This window comes from Dietzia aurantiaca (assembly GCF_021033825.1).
In the GTDB taxonomy this organism is placed as follows: domain Bacteria; phylum Actinomycetota; class Actinomycetes; order Mycobacteriales; family Mycobacteriaceae; genus Dietzia; species Dietzia aurantiaca.
Genome location: NZ_JAIFXZ010000014.1, coordinates 82313 through 98700 on the forward strand (window position 1 = coordinate 82313; position 16388 = coordinate 98700).

The 16388-nt window shown below is 71.4% G+C and carries 19 protein-coding genes; 5 read left to right on the forward strand and 14 right to left on the reverse strand.

Annotation, left to right across the window (positions count from 1 at the left end; all coding sequences use genetic code 11):
• Nucleotides 1–85: 85 nt before the first annotated feature.
• The 3 genes from K3888_RS14155 to K3888_RS14165 form a co-directional block, all read right to left on the reverse strand.
• Nucleotides 86–1447 carry a lipase family protein gene (locus K3888_RS14155; RefSeq protein ID WP_230930920.1) on the reverse strand — a complete coding sequence of 454 codons (1362 nt, stop codon included), beginning with the start codon at nt 1445–1447 and terminating at the stop codon, nt 86–88.
• Between the two features lie 95 nt (nt 1448–1542).
• A complete protein-coding gene (locus K3888_RS14160) occupies nt 1543–2139 on the reverse strand; it encodes a class I SAM-dependent methyltransferase (RefSeq protein WP_230930921.1) in 597 nt (198 codons plus the stop codon).
• Nucleotides 2136–3194 carry an AraC family transcriptional regulator gene (locus K3888_RS14165; RefSeq protein WP_230930922.1) on the reverse strand — a complete coding sequence of 353 codons (1059 nt, stop codon included), beginning with the start codon at nt 3192–3194 and terminating at the stop codon, nt 2136–2138. Before K3888_RS14165 ends, K3888_RS14160 begins: the two co-directional genes overlap by 4 nt.
• Nucleotides 3195–3312: 118 nt before the next feature.
• On the opposite strand from K3888_RS14165, the gene K3888_RS14170 reads away from it, so the two are divergent.
• Nucleotides 3313–5577 carry a fatty acid desaturase gene (locus tag K3888_RS14170; protein ID WP_230930923.1) on the forward strand — a complete coding sequence of 755 codons (2265 nt, stop codon included), beginning with the start codon at nt 3313–3315 and terminating at the stop codon, nt 5575–5577.
• A 1-nt stretch (nt 5578) separates the two neighbouring features.
• Here the strand turns inward: K3888_RS14170 and K3888_RS14175 are convergent, their stop codons facing one another.
• On the reverse strand, nt 5579–6667 hold the full coding sequence (locus K3888_RS14175; protein ID WP_230930924.1) for an NADH:flavin oxidoreductase/NADH oxidase: 1089 nt from the start codon (nt 6665–6667) through the stop codon (nt 5579–5581).
• 107 nt (nt 6668–6774) lie between these two features.
• Here K3888_RS14175 and moaCB point away from each other — a divergent pair, with 107 nt between their 5' ends.
• The gene (moaCB, locus tag K3888_RS14180; protein ID WP_230930925.1) at nt 6775–7791 is read left to right on the forward strand and encodes a bifunctional molybdenum cofactor biosynthesis protein MoaC/MoaB; all 1017 of its coding nucleotides are present in this window, start codon (nt 6775–6777) and stop codon (nt 7789–7791) included.
• The gene (locus K3888_RS14185; protein WP_230930926.1) at nt 7791–8237 is read left to right on the forward strand and encodes a molybdenum cofactor biosynthesis protein MoaE; all 447 of its coding nucleotides are present in this window, start codon (nt 7791–7793) and stop codon (nt 8235–8237) included. Before moaCB ends, K3888_RS14185 begins: the two co-directional genes overlap by 1 nt.
• 4 nt (nt 8238–8241) lie before the next feature.
• Here K3888_RS14185 and K3888_RS14190 read toward each other — a convergent pair whose 3' ends face one another.
• Complete coding sequence (locus tag K3888_RS14190) at nt 8242–9549, reverse strand: HNH endonuclease signature motif containing protein (protein ID WP_230930955.1); 1308 nt, start codon at nt 9547–9549, stop codon at nt 8242–8244.
• A 34-nt stretch (nt 9550–9583) separates the two neighbouring features.
• Between K3888_RS14190 and K3888_RS14195 the strand changes: the two genes are divergently transcribed.
• Entirely contained in the window at nt 9584–9730 is a 147-nt protein-coding gene (locus K3888_RS14195) for a hypothetical protein (RefSeq protein WP_230930927.1), read from the forward strand.
• A gap of 86 nt (nt 9731–9816) precedes the next feature.
• Here K3888_RS14195 and K3888_RS14200 read toward each other — a convergent pair whose 3' ends face one another.
• The gene (locus tag K3888_RS14200; protein WP_230930928.1) at nt 9817–10443 is read right to left on the reverse strand and encodes a nucleosidase; all 627 of its coding nucleotides are present in this window, start codon (nt 10441–10443) and stop codon (nt 9817–9819) included.
• A 25-nt stretch (nt 10444–10468) separates the two neighbouring features.
• Here K3888_RS14200 and K3888_RS14205 point away from each other — a divergent pair, with 25 nt between their 5' ends.
• On the forward strand, nt 10469–11203 hold the full coding sequence (locus tag K3888_RS14205; protein ID WP_230930929.1) for a hypothetical protein: 735 nt from the start codon (nt 10469–10471) through the stop codon (nt 11201–11203).
• On the opposite strand, the gene thpR is transcribed toward K3888_RS14205, so the two are convergent.
• From thpR to K3888_RS14245, 8 genes are all read right to left on the reverse strand, one after another.
• The gene (gene thpR / locus K3888_RS14210; protein WP_230930930.1) at nt 11185–11784 is read right to left on the reverse strand and encodes an RNA 2',3'-cyclic phosphodiesterase; all 600 of its coding nucleotides are present in this window, start codon (nt 11782–11784) and stop codon (nt 11185–11187) included. The two genes, K3888_RS14205 and thpR, sit on opposite strands and share 19 nt — an antisense overlap.
• Before the next feature lie 29 nt (nt 11785–11813).
• Entirely contained in the window at nt 11814–12203 is a 390-nt protein-coding gene (gene crcB, locus K3888_RS14215; protein WP_230930931.1) for a fluoride efflux transporter CrcB, read from the reverse strand.
• Nucleotides 12200–12619, reverse strand: a complete 420-nt coding sequence (locus tag K3888_RS14220) for a CrcB family protein (protein WP_230930932.1) — start codon at nt 12617–12619, stop codon at nt 12200–12202. Before K3888_RS14220 ends, crcB begins: the two co-directional genes overlap by 4 nt.
• Nucleotides 12619–13392, reverse strand: a complete 774-nt coding sequence (locus tag K3888_RS14225) for a maleylpyruvate isomerase family mycothiol-dependent enzyme (protein ID WP_230930933.1) — start codon at nt 13390–13392, stop codon at nt 12619–12621. Before K3888_RS14225 ends, K3888_RS14220 begins: the two co-directional genes overlap by 1 nt.
• Nucleotides 13389–14282, reverse strand: a complete 894-nt coding sequence (locus tag K3888_RS14230; protein WP_230930934.1) for an acyl-CoA thioesterase domain-containing protein — start codon at nt 14280–14282, stop codon at nt 13389–13391. Before K3888_RS14230 ends, K3888_RS14225 begins: the two co-directional genes overlap by 4 nt.
• A gap of 5 nt (nt 14283–14287) precedes the next feature.
• The gene (locus tag K3888_RS14235) at nt 14288–14971 is read right to left on the reverse strand and encodes a TetR/AcrR family transcriptional regulator (RefSeq protein WP_230930935.1); all 684 of its coding nucleotides are present in this window, start codon (nt 14969–14971) and stop codon (nt 14288–14290) included.
• Nucleotides 14972–15186: 215 nt separating this feature from the next.
• On the reverse strand, nt 15187–15525 hold the full coding sequence (locus K3888_RS14240; RefSeq protein WP_230930936.1) for a histone-like nucleoid-structuring protein Lsr2: 339 nt from the start codon (nt 15523–15525) through the stop codon (nt 15187–15189).
• 151 nt (nt 15526–15676) lie between these two features.
• Nucleotides 15677–16375 (reverse strand): sirohydrochlorin chelatase, encoded by a 699-nt coding sequence (locus K3888_RS14245; protein WP_230930937.1) that lies wholly within the window; start codon nt 16373–16375, stop codon nt 15677–15679.
• Between the last annotated feature and the right edge of the window lie 13 nt (nt 16376–16388).

Here is a 16388-nt window from a genome sequence, read left to right on the forward strand (position 1 = left end):
CGTCTCAGGGGCACCCGCGGTCAGACCAGGGCGGTGCGTGCTCATCTTCCCCGAGATCCTGACTTCCACAAGGAACTGGTCCGGATCAGTTCCCTGACAGGTCGTTCCCCGGCGGGATCGTCTCGCAGTTGTTGGTCACCGGGGCGCCCGCGAACCGACCCTCGAGCCACATCTGACCCTCAACCACCCACGGGACGGCCGCGAGCACGTGACTGAGGTAGGGGTACTCGCGGTACTCGATCTGCGTTCCGCCGGCGCAGTAGTCCCGCATCAGGGTTCGCACGTCGCCCGCGACCATCACGCCGTCGCCGTCGCCCACGCCGGGGCCACCGGGCGGGGTGCCCTCGAGGAACCCACCGGCCCCCTGGAAAACGAACATCGGCAGCGCGTGCGCCGGCCGGGTGCCCATGTTGATCTCTCGGATGACCTCCATGATCTCCGGCGCGTCCTGCGGGGTCGGGTACTCGGGCCGGACGATGTCCGACCACCGCAGATTCTCGTAGCGCCCGAACGCCTCGATGATGGACAGTTCTCGTACATCGGCCAGTACCCGCTGACCGTATTCGGTGAGGTACTGGTCCACGTCGATCTCGTAGGCGCGGGACAGCCCTACGAGCGCCATCCCCACCACGCCGCTCCACAGCGGCCCCTCGCCCGCGTATCGGAGGTTGGTCACCGGGTTGACGAACAGCCCGCCCTGCGCCACACCCACGATGCGGTCACGCAGCTCCGGGGCGTAGTCGGCGAGAAGGATGGCCGCCCAGTTGGAGGCGATCGCACCACCGGAGTAGCCGAACAGCCCGATCCGGGAGTCCGCCCCGACGGCGGCCGTCGGCGAGGCGGTCGCCGCCCGCAACGAATCCAAGGTGGCCGCGCCGTATCCCGGCCCCGCGGCGAAATCCGCGTCCGGGCCCTGGGTATCAGCCAGGACCACCGTGTGCCCGGCGAGGAGTGACGGAGCGATGAACGTGGTCTCGAACGCGGGGATGAGACCGCCCAGGGACCGATTACCCGCGATCATCCGTGACGGATTGTCCAGGGGGTTCAGCGAGTCGTAGAACGACTGGTACGACACCACGTTCCCCGTCGCCGGTCCGGGCGGGTGGATGACACTGGTGACGTTCTCCTCGATCCCGCCACGTGCGTTGGTCGTGGCGTAGAGGATCTGGGTGACCTGTACCGGCGTGGGCAGAGCGGCGACGTGATAGCTGATCTGCCGCTCCCTCAGCACCGTGCCCGGCGCCGTCGAGGCGAGGTCGACTCCGTCCGGAACCTCATAGAACGACTGGTCATCGTGCGGCGCGGTGTGGTCCACCACGGGCCGGACCGAGTCCCACACCCCGCCCACCGACTCGGTCTGCACACTCTGCGCGTTCGCGACCGGCGCCGCCATCCCCATGGCGAGCACCGCCACCACTACGGCCTGCGCCCCTACACTGAGCCTCATTCGTCTCCCCCTTGATCCGATGTGACGCAAGCTACATGACCCGGGTGGCCCCAGTCACAGATGACGGTTTCCTCAGGAAATGCCTGATGAGGCAGCTAATCAGCGCGGGCGACGATCGCCCCGTGTGGCCGGTACCCACGGCCCGTCCGCGTGGCGGTCTCCACGACATCGAACCCCACGGCCCGCACCCGCTCGGTCAGCGCCCCGATCGACCAGCGATATGCGGGGGTCACCGCGTGGTCGAAACGCTCGACGGGCTCGCCGTGGAAGAACCCGAGCAGCAGTTGCCCGCCCGGCCGCAGGACCCGGGCGACCTCAGCGAGCGGTATACCGATCCCCTCCGGTTCGTGGTGGATGAGCGAGTACCAGGCGAGGACTCCGGACATACTCGCATCCCCGAGCGGCAGCGCATCCAGGTCGGCCTCCTCGAAACGACACCCGGGATGAGCCGCGCGGGCGTGATCCACGAACTCGCTGACGCCGTCGACGCCGCGGACGTCCACTCCCGCTCTCGCCAGATGCGCCGTCCAGTGCCCGGGCCCGCACCCGGCATCGAGGACCGGACCGCCCACCTGACGCGCCCAGCGGCTCACCAGCTCGAGGTCGGCGGGGTGGACGGTAGAGATGGCCCCGAGGTGTTCGATGTACTCCCCCGCCCGCCGCGCGTAGGCCTCGCGCGCCTCCCGCGTCACAGGCCCCGCTCCCGGGCCTGGCTCGGCGGCACGCCCTCCCAGCGGGTGAACGACCGGGTGAAGGTGGCGGTCTCGGAGTACCCGAGATCTCGCGCGATCTCCGCCACCGCCGCGCCCTGGCCGAGCAGTTCCAGGGTCCTGCCGTGCCGCACCTCGTCGACCAGTCGCCGGAACGACGTGCCCTCCGCGGTCAGCCTGCGCCGGAGCGTGCGCTCGTCGAAATGCAGGTCAGCGGCCACGCCCGCCATGGACGGCCAGTCACCCCGCTCGTGTCGCAATCGGCTGCGCACCTGCCCGGCCACCCCGACGCGGGCTACCCGGGCGTCGAGCACCTCCCGGCACTGCTGCTCGAACAGTCGCGCGGTGTTCTCGTCGGCCTGCGGCAGCCGCTCGTCCAGGCGCTCGCGCGGGATGACCAGCCGGTTGGTCGCACAGTTCGGAGCCACGGCCGCCGACTCGAGCCGCCACGCCTCCGCCAGCAGCGCCGCGCCCGCGGGCCCGAGCGTGGTCTCGATCCCGGCCAGCTGTAGGTCGATCTGCGCTCCACGAAACGCCGCCGCCAATCCGGCCAGGTCCCGTTCCACCACGAAGGCGCGCACGTCGGGCGGGATCTCGTCGTCGGCGGCGACCGCGTACACGACCCCGTCGGCCTCCTCCAGCGCGAAACGCAGGTGCGTCGGCGACAACGCGAGGTAGGGGATCGCCCGCTCGAGCGCCGCGCGCACGGTCGGTCCGGCGAGCATCATGAACCCGATCACGCCGGTCCGTCCGATCGTCGAATACGCCCCGATGCCGGCCCCCAGCCCGGGCAGGTCCCCGAGCTCGGCCAACAGATTGCGGATCACCGCGAACTCCTGATGTGCCCAGATCTGCGCGTTCTCATCCGCGAGATCGGGCGGCTGAATTCCAGTGCCGGCGAGGCACCTCGTCGTCGTCGTCATCCCCTGCGCCACGGCGCCTTCCACCATGATCCGCACGCCCTCCGTGCCGCGCGGCACGGCCCACACGGGCGACCCCGACGACGACCGCGACGACGACAACGACGGCTCGGACATCGCCCGAACCTATCAACCCACACACCCGGTTGTCCGACGGTGCGTATGTCCGAAAGTGCCAACTTCCCGACCGAAAGCGCCATTCCGCCGGCGCGGATGCGTGGCTACGGTCACATTCATGACGCTCGCAGGCTCCCCTGACACCGCCACCGACACCGGGCTCGCGGCCGAGCTCGGTGCCCTCTACCTCCGCGCCAAGGCCGCGGTCGGCGCCGAGGACCTGGCGCACATCCGCAACGTCACCGCCTACGGCGAGGCGATCGACGCCCGCCGTCGCGAACTGCTGCGCGAGGGCGGCCCGCGCGCGATCCGCCGCGCCACCGCACTGGAGATGGCGTACCGGCTCATGCAGTTCTCCGAGCTCGGCCACAACATCATCCACGGCAGCTACGACCACCTGCCGGACTGCGGCGAGTATCACTCCGACCGCTACCACTGGGACTTCAACGTCGACACCGACCAGTGGAAGACCATGCACCACGTGGGCCACCACCCCAACACCAACATCGTCGGCAAGGACCACGACCTGGGGTACAGCCTGTTCCGCGGCAGCGCCGGCCAGGACTGGTACGGCCATCACCTCGGGCAGGTCGCGATGATCTCGGCACTGGCCGCGATGGCCCCGATCGCGGCGCCGTTCTTCCTGGCGAACATCGCGCGCAAGGTCGAGGGACACGGGCTCTTCAGCTCGTACATGCTGCGGTCCCCCGCCCGGATCGCCGGCCGCGACGCCCGGCGTCGGTTCGTCGACGAGCCGTTCCGTTCGGGCTGGAAGCCGCTGCAGACGCTCGCCGCGAACTACCTCGGCGGGGTGACCGGCTACATGTCGGTCCTGTTCCTGGTGTTCATCGAGCACCACGCCGGCGAACTCGAGCTGTTCACCGACCCCGGCCCCGACGAGACCGCCGACCAGTACTACGAGCGCCAGATCCGCGCGACCCGCAACTTCCTGCCCAGCGCGAAGATGGACGACGCCCTCGCGCGGCTGCTCGAGGAGGAGGTGCCGTTCTCCGGCCGGCCCGACTTTCGCATCTTCTACGGCGGCCTGGACACGCACGTCGAGCACCACCTGTTCCCCGACCTGCCGCCGTCGATGCAACGCGCAATCGCGCCGGAGGTCCGCGAGATCGCCGCGCGGCACGGGCTGCCCTACCACGAGACGCCGCTGCTGGAGACGGTGCCGCTCATCGCCAAGACGCTCACGGGACTGTCGGTGCCGTTCGGCGAGCGCGAGTTCCCGCGGCCCGGCCGCCTCCTGCGCGACCCGGCCGGCCTGGCGCGGCGCATCGCCGCGGGGCTGCGCTACCGGAAACTGCCCGAGTCGCCCTACCTCGACAAGCCGCAGTTCCACAACGTGCCGACGCGGGTCGTGGCGGCCACCCCTGTCGCGGACGGGCAGGCCCTGTCGGTGCGCCTGGCCCGCCCGCGCGGATGGGAGGACGTGCGGTGGGACGCCGGGGCGTACGTGTCGGTGCGCCAGATGGTCGACGACGACGAGCTGGTCCGCCAGTACAGCCTGGTCCACGACTCGGTCGGGCAGACCGAGCTGTCCGACCTGGAGTTCTGCGTCAAGCGCGTGGTCGATGGCCGCGTCTCCAATCGGATCGCCGACTCACTGCGTGCCGGCGACTACGTGACGCTGGTGGGTGTACCGCAGTCGACCGGTGACTTCGCGCTGCCAGCAGAGCCTGTCACTGCCCGCCCGGCCCCCACCCTGCACATCGCGGGCGGCGTGGGCATCACGCCGATCATCGCGCTGCTGCGCCGCCTCGCCCGCGACGCCGCCGACTCCCCCGGCGGGGCCGGCCCGGACGCGACGCTGCTGTACTTCAACCGCGACGAACGCTCGATCATCTTCGAGTCCGAACTCCGCGAGCTGACCCGCGACGCCGGGATCACGCTGCACCTGTTCACCGACGCCCCGGCCACCCGCGACGACCTGCGCACCGGCCGGCTCGGCCCGGAGCTGCTGGCCGAGCTGGTGCCGGATCTGGCCGAGCGCGAGACCTACGTCTGCGCCCCGGTGGCGGTGATCGACCTGGCCCGCGGCTGGCTGCGCGAGCTGGGGCAGCCCGTAGAGCGCTGCCACGCCGAGTCGTTCACCGCGCCCGAGCTGAACCGCCCCGCCGACGACGGCAGCCGCTACACCGTCAGTTTCGCCCGCACGGGGACATCGGTGGAGATCGACGGCGGCACCACGCTGCTCGAGGCTGCCGACCGCGCCGGGATCGCGGTCCCCACCGGCTGCGAGCGGGGCTTGTGCAAGGCGTGCGTCACCACCAAGCTCGCCGGCACCACCAGCGCCGAGCAGCCCGGTGTGCAGCGGGAGCGGATCACGGTCTGCAACTCGCTGGCCTCCTCGGACATCGAGCTGGATCTGTAGCTCAGTCCCACTTCCCTCGCGTGTACTGCGGCGGGTATGGGGCCTCGCGCCAATCCAGGCCGAGCTCGGCGGCTGCCCGCTGCGGCCAGGCCGGCTCGCGAAGGGCGACGCGGCCGAGGAACACCACGTCGGCGCGGCCGTCGACCAGCAGGCTCTCGGCGTACTCCGGGTCGCTGATCAGCCCCACCGCCCCGGCCAGCACCGCCCCGGACGCCCGGACCTCCTCGGTCAGCGGCACCTGGTAGCCCTGCTCGAGCGGCACGGGCGGCCGGTCGGGGGTGTTGGCGGCGGAGGAGACATCGACCAGGTCGACGCCGTGGTCGGCCAGTCGGCCCGCCAGCCAGCGCGAGTCCTCCGGTTTCCAGCCGCCCTCGACCCAGTCCGTCGCCGAGATCCGGACGAACAGGGGCTTGCCGCCCGGCCACATTTCGCGGACGGCGTCGCAGACCTCCAACAGCAGTCGGGCCCGGTTGTCGCGCGAGCCGCCGTAGGCGTCGGTCCGCTCGTTGGACAGCGGCGAGAGGAACTCGTGGAGGAGGTACCCGTGGGCTGCGTGGATCTCCACCACGTCGAATCCGGCCTCGTCGGCGCGCCGGGCGGCGTCGGCGAACGCCGTCACCACCTCACGGATGCCGGCGGCGTCCAGCGCCTCGGGGGTCGCCATGTCGCCGAACGGGATCGCCGAGGGCGCGACGGTGGGCCAGCCGCCCTCGGACACGGGCATCGAGCCGGGGGGCTGGCCGGGGAACGCCTTGTAGGTCGATGCCTTCCGCCCGGCGTGCGCCAGCTGGATCCCCATCGCCGCGCCCTGCGAGTGGGCGAAATCCACGATGGGCGCCCACGCATCCCGCTGCCGGTCGTTCCACAGCCCGGCGTCCTCGGGGCTGATGCGCCCCTCCGGCACCACGGCGGACGCCTCGGCGATCAGCAGCCCGAACCCGCCCTGCGCCCGCGCCCCGAGGTGCACGAAGTGCCACGGGGTGGGCACGCCGTCACGGGCGTCGCACGAGTACTGGCACATGGGCGAGAGCCAGGCACGGTTGCGGATCTCGAGGTCACGGATACGGATCGGGTCGAAGAGCTGCGCCATGCCCGCGATTAAACCCTCGGTCGCCTGAACGCCGCCGGTGGCACCCCCGCTCGTCTACTGACCGACGCGCCGCCCCGACCTGCACCGGGACGACTACCGTGGAGGCCATGGCAGACCCGCAGCTCACCCACCTCGACGCCGAGGGCCGCGTCCGCATGGTCGACGTCGGCGACAAGGCCGTGACCACCCGCACCGCCACCGCCGAGGGCGTCTTCCGCACCCGCCCCGAGGTGGTGAAGATGGTCGACGGCGACGCGCTGGGCAAGGCCGACGTGCTGGCCACCGCGCGTCTGGCCGGGATCGGCGCCGCCAAAAAGACCTCCGAGCTGATCCCGTTGTGCCACCAGATCCCGCTGAACTCGGTGAAGGTGCATTTCGACCTCGACGCCGACGCGGGCGAGATCCGCGTCTCCGCCACCGCCAAGACCACCGGCCGGACGGGCGTGGAGATGGAGGCGCTCACGGCCGTGTCGGTGGCGGGCCTGACGTTGCACGACATGGTCAAGGCCGTGGATCCCCTCGCCACGATGGACGGGGTCCGACTGGCAGCCAAATCAGGTGGAAAGCGGGGCGACTGGACCCGGGAGTCCGACGACGACAACGCCGCCACCGACCAGAACGCCCACCCGGCAGAACCCGCCGCGATCGATGAGGACCGGAGCGCCGTCGTCGTCGTCTCCTCCACCGCCGCCTCGCGCGGTGAGCGCGAGGACTCCACCGGTCCCGCCATCGAGTCCTGGCTGGTCGACCGCGGTTTCTCCCCGGTCGAGGTGCACGTGGTGGCCGACGCGGAGATCGAGGTGGCCGTCACCGAGCAGGTCCGCCGCTCTCCGGCTGCACTACTGACCACCGGCGGCACCGGCGTGGCCCCGGACGACCGCACCCCCGAGGCCACGGCGCCCCACCTCACGCTGCAGCTGCCCGGTGTGGCCGAGGCGATGCGGGCACGCGGCATCGCCGCCACGCCGACGGCCGCGATGAGTCGCGGGGTGGTGGGCTTCGCCGGCCGTACGCTCGTGGTGAACCTGCCTGGCTCGACCGGAGGCGTGCGCGATGGCCTCGCCGTGCTGGACGACCTGCTCGAGCACCTGCTCGAGGTACATGCGAATGGAGGTGGGCACTGATGACCACATCTGTGCCGCTGGCCCGGATCACCGACGGCGTGATCGACCCGCGTGCGGTCGAGCAGGAGGTGTGGACCACCGCCGACGGCGCGATGGTGACGTTCTCCGGGATCGTGCGCGATCACGACGGGGGGCGCTCCGACGTCCAGCACATCGAGTACTCGGCGCACCCGACGGCCGCGAAGATCCTCGGCCGACTGTGCGAGGAGATCGCCACCGAGACGAGCGGGCCGGCCGGCCGGGTGCGGGTGGGCGCCGTGCACCGGGTGGGAGTCCTGCCGGTCGGCGAGGTCGCGGTGGTCGTGGTGGCGGTTGCGCCCCACCGCGCGGAGGCGTTCGCCGCGTGCTCCGAGTTGATCGAACGGCTCAAGCACGGGGTGCCGATCTGGAAGCGGCAGTTGTTCTCCGACGGGCTGTCGGAATGGGTGGGCGTCGGCGACTGCTGACGTCTCAGGCGGGTCGGTCGTGTCTGTCGGTGCCGGGTGGGTTGGTGAGGTATCCGTCGGGTGAGAAGAGTCTGTCGGCCAGGATGATGTCGACTTGTTCCTGGATGCCTTCGCGTGCCCGGGCCAGTGGGCCTTTGGGTCTGGTTCGGTGTTGGTGTCCGGTGTCGGTGGTGATGATCAGCTCGCCCAGGGGCCCGGGCCGGTAGGAGTTGGTGCCGAAGGTCTTCTCGCGGTGGTGTTTGCGGCACAGGCACACCAGGTTCCACTCCAGGGTCGGCCCGCCCAACTCCGGGCTGGCCCGGTCGAACGCGATCACATGATCAATGTCGCAGTCCCGGGCATCAACCGAGCAACCCGGGTGGCGGCAGGTGCCATCACGTAGCCGGATCCGCTCGGCCAACGCCGGGGAGATCACGTACCGCAGTGCCCGCTCCGGGGCGTCCAGGGCGCCGGGGGCCGGGTCGATGATCTCGAACCGCACCCGCGCGTCATCGCCCTCGAGCAGTTCCTGACACAGCCAGTCGAAGCTGGTGTACGCGCCGGTGACGAACTCCACCCGATCCGGCAGCCCCCGCGCGGCCGCGGCGATCACACTGATCCGGATCGCCTGACCGCCAGCGGCGGCGGCGTTACCGACCGTCGGGCGCGGCAGGTCCGCCCCGACCTGCACCTGGCCGAGCTCGATACCATCAACGACCTCGGCAGGCCCGGCCGGGGAGTACACCGCCAACGCCGACAGTGCGTCAGCGCGTAGCTGGTCCATGGGCCGCGGCACCCCGTCGGCGGCGGCCGCGGCGGCATCGGTCTCGATCCTGCGGCGCAGCATCTCCGCGTCCCCGATCGGCAGCGTGGCCCACATCGAGGCCATCCCACCCCGGCCCGGGCGAAACCGCACCGTGCGCGACTCTGCGGCCGCATCGACCGCGTCCTGCGCCGCCCCGGGATCCAGACGCTCCACGGCCCGGTCGATCATCGCGTCCACCGCCGACCGCGACGGCCGGTCACCACCGTCCAGATCGTGCCCGACGCGGGCCATGACCGCATCCTCCACATCAGAGACGATCCCATCCGGCACCTGCGCCAGCCGGCACGCGATATCGATAGCCAACTGCTCCGGCACCAGCCCCCGCCCGACCATGGACAGCATCCGCGGCAACCGGGTGTGGATCTGCACCCCGGCCATCACCAACCGGCCCGCATGCCAACACGTCAGCTGACACGCCGCCGCCATATGGTCACGCGCCCGCGCCTGCGGATCCAACCGCGCATACCCCGGCCGCCCCGAATCGTCGGCCTCAGCAGCCCGAGCCATCTGCCGCACCAACAGATGAGCAGCCTCCAACCGCGTGGCCCCGGCCCGGTTCTGCGCCAACGTCGCCGACCGCGCCGCCTCGCTCACAGCGGCAAGATCCTCGCAGCAGGAGGACTCTGGAACCGCAGACAACGAACCCGCCGACATCGTCGTCAACATCGCCACCCCCGCCGCGCACTAGTAGAACGTACGTACGACCGGACCCACCGTTCCACGATCGCGCAAGTGTTCGAATCAGATCGGGCACCGGGGCGGAGGAGGGCGCTATCAGAGCCGCGTTCCGACCCATTCAGCCAGCACGCGCGCACACGCGTCGACGCCTTCGACCCACGTGTCGCCGGCGCCCTCGTCGGCCGGATCGGACACGTACTTGACCAGTCGCGTCGGCACCCCGAGGGCCGTTCCCGCCGCCGCGACGGCGTAACCCTCCATGTCGACCAGGTCGGCGATCGCGACGAGCCGATCCCGCAGCGGCCCGCCCGCCACGAAGCGGTCGCCGGTCGCGAGCACCGGCGCGGTCGTGCCGCCGGGAGACGACGGCAGCAGCGATCGCGGCGCCGGGACAACCGCGCTGACCGCGGACAGTTCCAGGGGCGGCCCGTCATGCCGACCGGTGACGGCGTGGAGGGCCGGGTCGTCGAAGTCGTGCTGGAAGACGGTGGCGATCTCGTGCGTCCCCTCCATCCCGGGGTGCAGGCCGCCGGCGGTCCCGACGTTGACCAGTTCGCGGGGGCGCGCGCCGCCGCCGAGGGCGTTCGCGACCGCCAGTGCCGCCCGCACCTTGCCGACGCCCGTCACCAGGACCGGGAAGTCGGTGACGAAGTGCCGGGCCTCCTGCTCGAGTGCCACGACGACGAGCGGATGTGCCGGGTCAACAGTGCCTATGAGTTCCACGGCGTCCACGCTAGCCTGCTGCCAGATGGCCACAGAGCCCCCGCCGAGCCCCGAGGTGATCGAGATGATGTCCGCCCATCCCCGCCCCAGTGTCGTCCGACCCGGCACCGACCGGGCCGCACACCGCAGAGCCCTGCTGGCGCTGCCGGTGGCCGCACTGCTCGTGTCAGCCGGCTGCGCCTCCGGCTCGAACGACCAGGCGTCCGACCAGGCCACCGGTGCCGAGCAGCAGACCGTCACCGCGACCGTGACCGCTCCGACCGGGAGCACCCCGACCGAGAACACCCCGACCGAGAACACCCAGACCGGGAACGCGCCTGCCACCGACGGCTTCGACCCCGCGAACTGCGACACCGACCGGACCGGCCAGGACATCACCGGTGACATCGTCGTCCGTAGCGGACAGACCTGCCTGCTGGCCGATCTCACGGTCAACGGCGACCTCGACGTCCACCACGGCGGCAGCGTTGAGCTGCGGGGCGTTCGGGTGACGGAGGACGTGGAGGCCGAGGGCCACGCGTTCGTCCTTGTCAGCGGCGGTGAGGTGTCCGGGTCGATCGAGCTCGACCAGGGCGGCGAGGCGGTCGTCGAGAACGTCCGCATCGGCGGCACCCTGGAGTCGGAACAGAATTCCGGCCCGCAGCGCTTCGAGGGCAACACCATCGGCGGCGATCTCGAATGCGAGGACAACGCCCACGTCCCGACCGGCGGCGGCAATCAGGTCGCCGGCGAGCGCGAGGGTCAGTGCGCTGCCCTGTGAGGCCTGGCCCACCAGCGATGATCCTCGGGACCGAGCGGTAGCCGGGCGACCACCTCGTGGCGGGCCCGGCCGCGGGGTCCCTCGCCGAGGAACGAGTCGACGAGCGCGATCTCGGTGACCTCCCAGTCGGTGCTGCCGAACGTGTCGAGGACACGCAGCCAGGCGGTGGCGTCGTCGCGGCCGCCCAGCCTGGCCAGGGTGAGGTGCGGCCTGAACCGAGCACCGTCCGGCACACAGCCCGAGGCGTTCGCGGCCGATCGTGCGCCGGCGGCGAGAGCGTGGAGCGGCTTGTGGTCGGGCTGGTCGACGCCGGCCCACAGCACCTTGGCCCGCTCCACCGAAGGGAAGGCTCCGGCCCCGGCCAGCCGCAGGCGGAACGGTTCGTGCTTGCGCGCCACGGCGCCGAGGCGCTCGGTGAGTTCGTCGAGCCTCCAGTCGTCCACATCCGGGCAGAAGGTAAGGGTGAGGTGCCACTGCGACGGCGGGGTCCACGTCAGACCCGGCCGAGGCTCGAGGAACCGCTCGAGCTGCTCGCGGACCTCCTCCGGCGGCAGCACCGCCACGAACATCCGATGCCCCATGCCCCTACCGTGGCCCACCGGGACGCGGTTCACAACCCGCCGAGCCACAACCCCAGCAACGCGGCGCAGATCGTGGCCAGCATCGTGCCCACCGCGTAGGCGAGCGCGGTGACGCCCCGGCCGGCCAGGGCCAGCCGCACCGCATCCAGACTCGCGGTGGAGAACGTCGTGTACCCGCCCAGGACGCCGGTGCCGACCAGCGCCACCCACCCGGCGGGCGCGGCGGCGGACGCGACCGAGGGCGTCGTGAGTCCCACCAGTACACCGAGCAGCAGCGAGCCGGTGATGTTGACCAGGAAGATCCCCAGCGGGAAGTCACGGTGCCAGCGCGCGGTCACCCACTCGTCCACCGCGTAGCGGGCGGCCGCGCCCACCCCGCCGCCGAGCGCGGCCCAGCCGACGAGCACCGCGGTGCTCACGCGGTCCGCTCTGCAGCGTCGCGCCGCGACACGGCCACCTCTGCCACGGCGAGCCCGGCGAGCGAGGCCAGTGCCCCGAGCACGAGCGTGACCAGCGCGTACCCGGCCGCGCTGAGAGGCGCCGAATCCCGTACGAGTTCGGCCGTCTGGAGCGCGACCGCCGAGTAGGTCGTGAACCCTCCGCACAGGCCGGTGCCGAGGAGTAGCCGGGCCCGGCGCTGACGGTCTCGTCGTCGTGGCCCCGCCCCGTCCAGCACCGCCACCAGCGCGGCCAACACGAACGCCCCCACCACGTTGACCAGCAGCGTCGCGGCGAGCGGTGTCTCGGGGAGGGCGAGCGTGACCGCGGCGCGCCCCGCCGATCCGGCCGCCCCGCCGAGGGCGACGAGCAGCAGTGCCGACACGGCCGCGCGCATCAGATCGAGAGCCCGGCCTCCAGGGCGGCGTCGAGGCCACCGCGGTCGCCGGTGATCTCCAGGCCCTCCGCTTCCGGCCCCACGCGCCCCCACAGCAGCAGAGCCAGCGCCTCGGGTGGGCCGGTCAGCCCGACCTCGGGCGCGGCCTGACCGTCCTCGCCCTCGGCACCCGGCAGCACCCACTCGCGCTCACCGGCGCGCACGCGGATCGTCACCGGCAGCGGCGGCAGCGCGGCGGACATGATCGGACGCAACGCGGTGCAGAACTCGTCGATGGTGTCGAGGGCGACGTCGTCCATCAGCGGCGTCGTGCCCGCCTCGCCCGACAGCGCGCACTCGAGATCCCAGCGGTGGATCGCCGTCTCGTGCAGCTGCCGGCGCAGCCAGTAGTCCGCGCGGCCGGGCCCGGCGAAGGTCCAGACCGGCGCGTCCGGCTCGGTCTCGGCGTAAGTTTCGATGGCGCCCTCCGCGAGCCCGGCGTACCACCGGGCTAGCGCGCCGGCTCCCTCGGTGGCCGGCGGTGCGGACTCCATCACCGCGCGCATCCCCCGGGCCCGCGCCTCGGGATCCGCCTCGCGGACGTTGGCGCCGCCCCACCAGTTGGCGGTCCCCAGGTGGGCCACCAGTTCGTGCACCGTCCAGCCGGGGCACGCCGCGACGGGCGCGGACAGGTCGGCGCCCTCGCCACCGGCGCCCTCCAGCGCGAACCGGACCAACCCGGCCTGCGCCTCGATCGCGTCGAACAGCCGCTCGCGGCTCAGTTCCGTGCTCATACCCGCGTTCCCTTCTCCGGGTCCGCACCCGAGCCGGAACCCGATCCGCCGTCGCTCCGGCCCTTGACCAGGCCGCGCTTGGAGAAGTCGATCTGGCGGCCCGCGTTGGAGACCGCCACGACGGTGCCGGTGCCGAACATGCCGTCGCGGTCGAACAGGGTCGCCGTACCGACGGCCACCCCGGAGTCGCTGATGTGCTCGTCGGCCTCGATCCCGATGTCGCCGCTACGAGGTAGCCGGGCCAACGCCACGGTGAGGTCAGCGTTGATGAAGCCGATCCCCTCGGTCCCCCAGTGCGCCATGAGACTCGTGGACTCACCGGTGGTGACGGCCCGCTGGAACGGCGTCGCGTCCTGACCCGAGACCACATCCAGGGGATGGATCCAGAACCGCTTGCGTCCGGCGCCCTGGTGGGGGCCCATCGAGGGGCTCCACGGTTCCTCGGCCCCGTCGCTGCCGAACCATGCGCGGGTCCCGGCGCCCAGCGTCACGCTCTCCACTCCCGGCGGCGGGCCCATTTCCCGGCCCGAGAGCCACACCTCGCCCGGCGGCTGCTCGCCCCGGCGCAACTGCACGAGCGTCGCGCGCGCGACGGTCTTGCCGCCCTGTTCCACGAACGCGTCCGACACCACGATGCGGTTGCCGCTGCGCACCGCCTCGGTGCGGACGGTCATGGATTCGAACCGCACCTGGGCGAACAGGTCGACGGTCAGCCGCGACGGCTGGAAGCCCTCGACGCCGTGCTCGATCTCGAGCGACCGCGCCGCGGCCGCCACCACCGACGGCCCGTTGAGCAGTCCTTCCGACCAGGCGCTGCGCGCGTAGCGGGTGGGGACGTAGGCGCCGCCCTCCCCGAGTGTGAAGAAGGCGAACTCGCTCCTGTCGGCCACGTCGCTCACCCCGCCACCGACGACCGCAGCCGCGACTCGCCGGCACCGCCCGCCGCCCACGACCGGAGGATGGCCGCGAGCTGGGTCTCGAAGTACTGCTCGGCGCTCGGCGAGTCGCGCCAGACACTCAGTTCGAGCGACACCACGCCGTGCAGCGACGCCCAGATCGCGGTGGCGGTCTCGTGCACGTCAGCGGTCCGGAACACCCCCTCGTCGACCAGGGCGTCGACCACTTCGAGTAGCGGCTCCCGCCACTGCTGGTCGGCGTCGGCGTCGCCCGCTCCTCCCCCGACGCCCGGCCGCGGCGAGCGCACCGGCTCGCCCACGACCAGCCCGTACAGGCCCTGGTTCTCGAGCGCCCAGTGCCGGTAGGCGCGGCACAGCGACCGCATGTCGCCCTCCACGCTGTCGTGGCGCAGGGAGCCGCGCAGTTCCCCGGCGAGCTGCCGGTCGGCCTCGTGGGCGACCGCCGCGAGAAGTCCGGCCTTACCGCCGAACATCGTGTAGATCGCGGTGGTCGAGGTGCCCTGCGACGACGCGAGCGGCCGCAGCCCCAGGTTCTCCGGTCCCCCGTCGCGAAGCCGGTGCATGGCCTCGTCGAGAATCCCCCGCCTCAGCGCGGCGTCGTACTGCGCGTGCGTGGAGGCGGGTGCGGTGTCGCGGCTGGCGCGGGTCGAGGCGGGGGTCACCCGGGTGAGATTACGACGACGACGACGAAATGGCGTCATAGCACCGTGGCGTGTCGGTCGACGGCTGTGTCATCACGCTGTTGTCCCACCGCGATCACGGATGTGGAACGTGGTCTGAAACACCGTTTGGTCTGTGGCGATGTGATCATCGTGGCCGGGAAAAGACCGCGGGCCCGCACTTCCTCTCGGAAAGTGCGGGCCAGCCGGTTCGTGGTTCAGTTGGCGGCAGCGTAGGCATCCATGATGTCGGCGGGGATACGGCCGCGGTCGGATACGTCGTATCCGTTGCTGCGGGCCCATTCCCGAATGGCCTTGGTCTCGCCGGAGGACGAACGCGAGGCCGACTTGCGCGCCGGCTTGGCCTTGGTCCCGGTCACCCGATGGCCATTCTCCACATAAGGCGCCATGACCTCGCGGAACTTATCGGCGTTCTCATCGCTCAGATCGATGGAGTACTCCCTGCCATCGAATGCGAACGAAATGGTGTTGGCCACACTTCCGAGATCCGATCCGTCCAGATCGTCGATGTACTGAACCTGAAATTGCTGCGCCATCTCACACTCCCCTATCCCGATTTCCCTCTTCGGGACGTCATTATGCACCCATCCATCATCGAATGCACCTTACTAATTCAATGCAGATCTCATTGACGTGGCAATACCGGGATATGCGCGCCCGGATTGTGGCCGGGATTACCGGGACAATTCACCGGACCAGTTGTGCGGAGAACTCCCGATATCTCCGGACGATCAACTCGACGATCTCCGGATGCGCCCCGAGCGGTTCAGAGGTGAGGTCCCCGCCGGCGGAGGCGATCCGGTCCGCGAAGAATCCCGGAGCCAGGAGGTGCGTCGCCACCGCCACTCTCGTGTGCCCGCCCGCCCGGTACGCGGCCACCGCATCGGCCACGGTGGGGGCCGCGGTCGACGCGAACGCCGCCGTCACCGGAACGCCGAGAAGCCGACTCAGGGTCTGCGCCAGTTCCCGGGTCTCCGCCAGCGACGACTCGTCCCGGCTTCCCGCCGCGCCCAACACCACCGCGTCGGCGCCGAACGCCCCCACCGCGCCGGCCTCGGCGAGACGTTGCACGACCGCGCGCACGAACTCCGGTTCGTCGCCCAGGTGCGGGGTCTGGACGACCGGCCCCGGCGCGTTCCGACAGGCCTGCGCAACATCGTTCGTGACATGGAATCCGCGGGCCAGGAAGACCGGGACCACGACCGCCGGCACCCCGTCGGCCAACACCCGCGACGGGCCGGGCGCCTGGACGTCGACCCAGGCCAGCCGGCAATCCACCCCGTCGAGCTGCTTTCGGGCCTCGAGCAGGAGTCGGCCCACCACCCTCCGGCCGGTCGCCGAACGGGTCCCGTGCGCCACCAGTAGCAGGCGTGGTCGCGTCGTCATACCCCCGAGCATG

Bases quoted from the DNA above. Each gene is read 5' to 3' on its own strand.
- K3888_RS14225 (WP_230930933.1), bottom strand. From the start codon at position 13,392: ATGAGCACGGAACTGAGCCGCGAGCGGCTGTTCGACGCGATCGAGGCG.
- thpR (WP_230930930.1), bottom strand. From the start codon at position 11,784: ATGGGGCATCGGATGTTCGTGGCGGTGCTGCCGCCGGAGGAGGTCCGC.
- K3888_RS14170 (WP_230930923.1), top strand. From the start codon at position 3,313: ATGACGCTCGCAGGCTCCCCTGACACCGCCACCGACACCGGGCTCGCG.
- moaCB (WP_230930925.1), top strand. From the start codon at position 6,775: ATGGCAGACCCGCAGCTCACCCACCTCGACGCCGAGGGCCGCGTCCGC.
- K3888_RS14190 (WP_230930955.1), bottom strand. From the start codon at position 9,549: ATGGCTCGGGCTGCTGAGGCCGACGATTCGGGGCGGCCGGGGTATGCG.
- K3888_RS14185 (WP_230930926.1), top strand. From the start codon at position 7,791: ATGACCACATCTGTGCCGCTGGCCCGGATCACCGACGGCGTGATCGAC.
- K3888_RS14155 (WP_230930920.1), bottom strand. From the start codon at position 1,447: ATGAGGCTCAGTGTAGGGGCGCAGGCCGTAGTGGTGGCGGTGCTCGCC.
- K3888_RS14240 (WP_230930936.1), bottom strand. From the start codon at position 15,525: ATGGCGCAGCAATTTCAGGTTCAGTACATCGACGATCTGGACGGATCG.
- K3888_RS14175 (WP_230930924.1), bottom strand. From the start codon at position 6,667: ATGGCGCAGCTCTTCGACCCGATCCGTATCCGTGACCTCGAGATCCGC.
- K3888_RS14165 (WP_230930922.1), bottom strand. From the start codon at position 3,194: ATGTCCGAGCCGTCGTTGTCGTCGTCGCGGTCGTCGTCGGGGTCGCCC.
- K3888_RS14205 (WP_230930929.1), top strand. From the start codon at position 10,469: ATGGCCACAGAGCCCCCGCCGAGCCCCGAGGTGATCGAGATGATGTCC.
- K3888_RS14220 (WP_230930932.1), bottom strand. From the start codon at position 12,619: ATGCGCGCGGCCGTGTCGGCACTGCTGCTCGTCGCCCTCGGCGGGGCG.
- K3888_RS14245 (WP_230930937.1), bottom strand. From the start codon at position 16,375: ATGACGACGCGACCACGCCTGCTACTGGTGGCGCACGGGACCCGTTCG.